5 protein-coding genes and 1 pseudogene are annotated in these 6,426 nt (G+C 69.9%); 2 read left to right on the top strand and 4 right to left on the bottom strand.

Features of this window, described 5'->3' with window-relative positions; all coding sequences use genetic code 11:
• A pseudogene (locus FNH08_RS41565) lies at positions 1-545 on the bottom strand (glycosyl hydrolase); the annotation flags it as partial.
• A 214-nt stretch (positions 546-759) separates the two neighbouring features.
• Between FNH08_RS41565 and FNH08_RS41560 the strand changes: the two are divergent.
• Positions 760-2,736 (top strand): acetoacetate--CoA ligase, encoded by a 1,977-nt coding sequence (locus FNH08_RS41560; protein ID WP_152776701.1) that lies wholly within the window; start codon positions 760-762, stop codon positions 2,734-2,736.
• A gap of 85 nt (positions 2,737-2,821) precedes the next feature.
• Positions 2,822-3,718, top strand: coding sequence for a hypothetical protein (locus tag FNH08_RS41555; protein WP_152776700.1), 897 nt, complete (start codon positions 2,822-2,824; stop codon positions 3,716-3,718).
• An 86-nt stretch (positions 3,719-3,804) separates the two neighbouring features.
• On the opposite strand, the gene ptsP is transcribed toward FNH08_RS41555, so the two are convergent.
• From ptsP to FNH08_RS52640, 3 genes are all read right to left on the bottom strand, one after another.
• Positions 3,805-5,475 carry a phosphoenolpyruvate--protein phosphotransferase gene (gene ptsP / locus FNH08_RS41550; RefSeq protein ID WP_152776699.1) on the bottom strand — a complete coding sequence of 557 codons (1,671 nt, stop codon included), beginning with the start codon at positions 5,473-5,475 and terminating at the stop codon, positions 3,805-3,807.
• A gap of 77 nt (positions 5,476-5,552) precedes the next feature.
• Positions 5,553-6,002, bottom strand: a complete 450-nt coding sequence (locus FNH08_RS41545; RefSeq protein WP_152776698.1) for a PTS sugar transporter subunit IIA — start codon at positions 6,000-6,002, stop codon at positions 5,553-5,555.
• Positions 6,003-6,246: 244 nt separating this feature from the next.
• The coding region (locus tag FNH08_RS52640; RefSeq protein ID WP_228034689.1) for a hypothetical protein at positions 6,247-6,426 on the bottom strand (180 nt) is incomplete at its 5' end.

Below are 6,426 nucleotides of genomic sequence, written 5' to 3'. Positions count from 1 at the left end.
CGCCCGCCCAGACCGAAGAACCGCGCGTCAGCTCCCACCTCGGAACGCTGCATCCAGCGCGCCCCGCCCCCAGCGGCCGGCTCCCACCAGCGGGGCGGCAGCTCCCGCCGCAGGAGCACCCCGCCGGGCGTCTGCACCTCGATCGCTCCGTGCCGCGAGACGATGACCGTGACGCGCTCCGCCACCACCCGCCAGGCACCGTCCTTGTCCGGCTCCAGAACGGCCCGCGGATCAGGCACCGGGCACCGGTCCGCGAGTGCGTAAGAGGGCTCCGGCTCGGCACCGTCCCAGCCCCAGAACACGGCGCCGCCCGCAGTGACGGTGATCCGCAGCTCGGACCGGGCGAACCGGACGACCCCACCACCGGGCCCCGGATCCACCTCCCGCACGGGCCCGGGCACCCGCGCGCGCTCAGCGCCCCGCTCGGGCAGCCCGGCGGCATCGGCACGCCGCCTCCGCCACGCGGCCCGCACGGCGCGCAAACCCTGCGCCGCCCCCGCCGAGCCGACCGCCTTCACCGAACGCACCAGGTCACGACCGTCCATGCTGCTCACCCTGCCACTGACTCAGCCATGGTGGTGAGTCGTTCAACTGCCGTTCACCCGTGGTGAAGGCACATCTTCACGGCGCCGACCATGTGCGGCGCACCCTGGTGCAGAAGTCGATCACATGGCATCGTCCGTGTCAGCCGCGTGACGCGCACACCCCAGCCCGTGCGTGACAGCCGCACACGACGCGCACAGCCCCGGGAGCCGCCCCATGACCTCAGCGAACGCCGCACCACTCTGGCAACCCGATCAGGAACGCATCGCCCGGGCACAGATCACGAAGTTCCACGCCTGGACCGCCGAGCACCACGGAGCCCCGGCCGAGGGCGGATACGCGGCCCTGCACCGCTGGTCCGTCGACGAACTCGAAACGTTCTGGAAAGCCGTCACCGAGTGGTTCGACGTACGGTTCTCCACCCCCTACGCGCGCGTACTCGGCGATCGCACCATGCCGGGCGCCGAATGGTTCCCCGGAGCGACCCTCAACTACGCCGAACACGCCCTCCGCGCCGCCGCCACCCGCACGGACGAACCAGCCCTCCTGCACGTCGACGAGACCCACGAGCCACGCCCGGTGACCTGGGCCGAACTGCGCCGCCAGGTCGCCTCCCTCGCCGCCGAGCTGCGCGGCCTCGGAGTACGCCCCGGAGACCGCGTCAGCGGCTACCTGCCGAACGTTCCCCAGGCCGTCGTCGCCCTCCTCGCAACGGCCGCCGTCGGCGGTGTCTGGACCTCCTGCGCACCCGACTTCGGCGCCCGCAGCGTCCTCGACCGATTCCAACAGGTCGAACCGGTAGTCCTGTTCACCGTCGACGGCTACCGCTACGGCGGCAAGGAACACGACCGCCGCGACACCGTCGCCGAACTCCGCCGCGAACTGCCCACCCTGCGCGCCGTCGTCCACATCCCGCTCCTGGGCACCCAGGCGCCGGACGGCGCCCTGGAATGGTCCGCGCTGACCTCCGCGGACGTGGAACCCGTCTTCGAGCAAGTCCCGTTCGACCACCCCTTGTGGGTCCTGTACTCCTCCGGCACCACCGGCCTTCCCAAGGCCATCGTCCAGTCCCAGGGCGGCATCCTGGTCGAGCACCTCAAACAGCTCGGCCTCCACTGCGACCTGGGCCCCGATGACCGCTTCTTCTGGTACACGTCCACCGGCTGGATGATGTGGAACTTCCTCGTCTCCGGCCTGCTCACCGGCACCACGATCGTCCTGTACGACGGCAGCCCCGGGTACCCGGACACGGGCGCCCAGTGGCAAGTCGCCGAACGCACCGGGGCCACCCTCTTCGGCACCTCCGCGGCATACGTCATGGCCTGCCGCAAGGCCGGCGTCCACCCCGCACGCGACTACGACCTCTCCCGCGTGCAGTGCGTCGGCACCACGGGCTCCCCACTGCCGCCGGACGGGTTCCGCTGGCTGCACGACGAGTTCGCGGAGGCCGGGGCCGACCTGTGGATCGCCTCCGTCAGCGGCGGCACCGATGTGTGCTCCTGCTTCGCGGGCGCCGTCCCCACGCTCCCCGTGCACATCGGCGAACTCCAGGCCCCCGGCCTCGGCACCGACCTCCAGTCCTGGGACCCCAGCGGCACACCCCTCACCGGCGAAGTCGGCGAATTGGTGGTCACCAACCCGATGCCGTCCATGCCGATCCACTTCTGGAACGACCCCGACGGCAACCGCTACCACGACAGCTACTTCGACACCTACCCCGGAGTCTGGCGCCACGGCGACTGGATCACCGTCACCTCACGCGGCTCCGTCGTGATCCACGGCCGCTCCGACTCCACGCTCAACCGCCAGGGCGTCCGCATGGGTTCGGCCGACATCTACGAAGCCGTCGAACGACTCCCCGAGATCAAGGAATCCCTCGTCATCGGCATCGAACAGCCCGACGGCGGCTACTGGATGCCCCTCTTCGTCCACCTCGCCCCCGGAGCCAGCCTCGACGAGGCACTCCTGAACCGCATCAAACAGACCATCCGCGAGCAGCTCTCCCCGCGCCACGTCCCCGACGAGGTCATCGAGGTCCCCGGAGTCCCGCACACCCTGACCGGCAAACGCATCGAGGTCCCGGTCAAGCGCCTGCTCCAGGGCACCCCCTTGGAGAAAGCGGTCAATCCCGGCTCCATCGACAACCTCGACCTGCTGCGCTTCTACGAGGACCTGGCCCGCAAACGAGCCTGACCCACCCTTCCCCCTGGCCGACGGGCGTTGTCAGTGCCGCCGGTTACTGTGAGTGAGCATTGATCGACTGCGCACAGGGGGAACCATGACGCACACCCGGCACCAGACCATGCGACGCGTCCTGCGCCGCGAAATCGCCGGCACCATCGGCCTGCTCACCGACGAGCACGACTTCACGGCGATGCGGCGCTACCGCACCTTCACCTTCGACGACCACGCGACCTACCTCCGACAAGTGGAGGCCCTGCTCAGGACCCTCGCGTCCCAGGGCAGCCACACGACGGTCGCCCTCTTCGACCCCGAGGAGTACGCGGAGTTCTGCGCCGAAACCGGCCTGGACCCCGACGCCCCGACCAGTCGCACTCGGTACACCGCCGAACTGGCCGCCCTGGGCCCCAGCGTCCCCTACCAAGGGCAGCCCCTCGACGAACTCGTCCCCGACCTCGTCGACGAGGCCGTCCGACAGGCCACATGGCAGTACGCGACGACACTCCTGGCCGGCATCGGCGCCTGCGCATCCTGCGGCGAGGACATCGGGCGCGCCGCTTTCCTCCGGGCCACGGACCTCCTCACGCGCATCCTCGACACCGCGGGGCCGGGAGAGCGGAACCTGGTGTGCAGCGTCTCGGCCACACCCGAACCGCTCGTCGCCGCACTGTGGGTGGACGAGAAGCCCGATGGCACCCTCCACCTCGACGAAACCGAGGGCCTCGAATTCACCACGGTCCTGGCCGTGGGCATCGCCACCCGGAGCGCCGGCGGCCTCGTCATGCGCACCAGCGCCCCCGACACGACCGACCGCGTCTACGGGTGGCGCCTGCGCGGAGAAGGACTCGAGCCCCTCACCGCAGGCGAGGTCTTCGACGCCTACTGCACCGACATCGAATCCGGTGACCTCGTCTCCCCTGAATCAGGCGTCGACTACTGCGCCCCACCCGACCTCGGTGACGCGGGCACGATGAGGGGAGGCCACACCCACTGAACGCGCCAGGGGGCGCCCCACCCGAAAGCGGGGCGCCCCCTGGACAACCACCGATCGTGACGGCGGTTGCGCAGCGTTACCCGGTGTCACTCGCCGGACAGCACCGCCTGAGCCGCGTTGCGCGCCTCCTCAGCGGTGTCCGCAGCGCGCGCCGCAGCCGCCGCACGCTCGCACTGCGCCAGCGTGTACTTCGCCAGCGTCGCCCGCACATAGGGAATCGACGCCGCACCCATGGACAGGGAGGTGACCCCCAGACCGGTCAACACACACGCCAGCAGCGGGTCGGACGCCGCCTCACCACAGACACCACAGCTCTTGCCCTCGGCCTTTGACGCCTCCGCGGACAGCGCCACCAGGTCCAGCAGCGCGGGCTGCCACGGGTCCTGCAGCCGGGACACCGCGCCCACCTGACGGTCCGCGGCGAACGTGTACTGTGCGAGGTCGTTGGTCCCCAGCGACAGGAACTCGACCTCTTGCAGGATCGAACGCGCCCGCAGAGCTGCCGACGGGATCTCCACCATGGCACCGAACTTCGCCCGCAGCCCGGCCGCACGGCACGCGTCCGCGAACGCCTTGGCGTCCGTACGGTCCGCCACCATCGGAGCCATGACCTCCAGGTAGACGGGCAGCCCCTCCGCGGCCTTCGCCAGAGCGGTCAGCTGCGTCCGCAGCACCTCCGGATGGTCGAGGAGAGTCCGAAGCCCCCGCACGCCCAGTGCCGGGTTCGGCTCATCGGCCGGAGTCAGGAAGTCCAGCGGTTTGTCCGCACCGGCGTCGAGCACACGCACCACGACGCGACCCTCGGGGAAGGCCTCCAGCACCTGCCGGTACGCCTCGACCTGCTTCTCCTCCGACGGCGCGTTCTTGCTGTCGTCCAGGAAGAGGAACTCGGTACGGAAGAGGCCGACCCCCTCGGCCCCGGCCTCAACGGCGGCAGGCACATCCGCGGGCCCACCCACATTGGCAAGCAGCGGAACCTTGTGTCCGTCGGAGGTGGCACCCGGGCCCGTCGAGGCGGAGAGCGCCGCCCTGCGCTCCGCCGCCGCGGCCTCCAACTGGGCCTTCTTCTCCGCGCTCGGCTCCACGAAGATCTCACCGGTGCTGCCGTCGACGGCGATCAGCGTGCCCTCGGCCAGTTCACCGGCACCCGGCAGCGCGACCACGGCAGGCACCCCGAGCGCCCGCGCCAGGATCGCACTGTGACTGGTCGGCCCGCCCTCCTCGGTCACGAAGCCGAGCACGAGCGTCGGATCCAGCAGCGCGGTGTCGGCCGGTGCCAGATCACGCGCAATGAGGACGTACGGCTCGTCGCTGTCCGGCACACCCGGCATGGGCACTCCGAGCAGCCGGGCGACGATACGGTTCCGCACGTCATCCAGGTCGGCCACACGACCGGCGAGGTACTCACCGGCGCCCGCGAGCAGCGCACGGTACGCGGCGAACGCGTCGTACACCGCGCGCTCGGCCGTGCTGCCGACCGCGATACGGCGCTCCACGTCCGCCATCAACTCGGGGTCCTGCGCCATCATGGCCTGGGCTTCGAGCACGGCCTGGGCCTCGCCGCCCGCCAGGTTGCCGCGGGCCATCAGATCGGCCGCCACAGCCTCCACGGCCTTGCGGGCGCGGCCTTGCTCGCGCTCCGCGTCCTCCGTCGGTATCTGCTTGGCAGGCGGCTCCAGGACCGCCGTTCCCATGTGCCGAACCTCGCCGATGGCCACACCGTGGCTCACGCCGACGCCTCGCAGCGTTGTTTCCATCTCACCCGTCTCCGATAGTGCGGCGGATCCCACCGCCGCGGTGGTTGTCCGACTTGCCGTGTTGTACGGCGCTGCTGTCACTGCCAGCCGAAGAGCTCGTCACCGGCCTTGACGTCACCCTCGACGCGGAGACCGGTGAGAGAGTCGGCCGCGGCCTCGAGCGCCACGATCGGGCAGATCGGAGACTTGCCCGCGGCCTCGACGGCGGCGGGGTTCCAACGCACCACGGCCTGGCCGCGCGTCACGGTGTCGCCTTTGGCGACGAGCAGCTCGAAGCCCTCGCCGTTGAGCTGCACGGTGTCGATGCCGAGGTGGGTGAGCACCCCGTGGCCGTCTCTGTCGACCACGACGAAGGCATGAGGGTGGAGAGAAACGATGACTCCGTCCACGGGAGCGACGGCCTCGGAGGCCTCCCGCGCGGGGTCGATTGCTGTACCGGGTCCTACCATCGCTCCCGAGAAGACGGGGTCGGGTACCGCGGCGAGTCCGATGGCCCGCCCGGCTAGGGGGGACGTCACGGTGGTCATGGGAAGCCTCCCAGGGGAGATTCATATGGGCCGTCACTGCCTGTCCCGGACGGCGCACTGGGGAGCAGGGTATGTCATATGAACTGCCGGTTCCGCGTGAGACGTACGGGGTGGCTGCCCTGGAGCGCCGCGTAAGCGATTTGCGCCCGCTCCGGACCCAGATGTAGAGTCGTACACCTGCTTGGGGCCGAGCGACACGATCAAGTGTCCCAGTCCGGCAGCATCCAACTTGTCAGATCCTTTCTCAGGGTCGCTTCTGCATGTCCGCAGAACGGTGGTCAGAGAGACGGAAAAACACTGATAGAGTCGGAAACACCGAAGGGAAGCGCCCGGAGGAAAGCCACGAGAGAGTCTCTCGGGTGAGTACAAAGGAAGCGTCCGTTCCTTGAGAACTCAACAGCGTGCCAAAAATCAACGCCAGATA

Source organism: Streptomyces spongiae (assembly GCF_009377185.1).
Classification (GTDB): Bacteria; Actinomycetota; Actinomycetes; order Streptomycetales; family Streptomycetaceae; genus Streptomyces; species Streptomyces spongiae.
The sequence above is the reverse complement of the archived record's forward strand: the minus strand, read 5'-3'. Positions and strand labels throughout refer to the sequence as shown.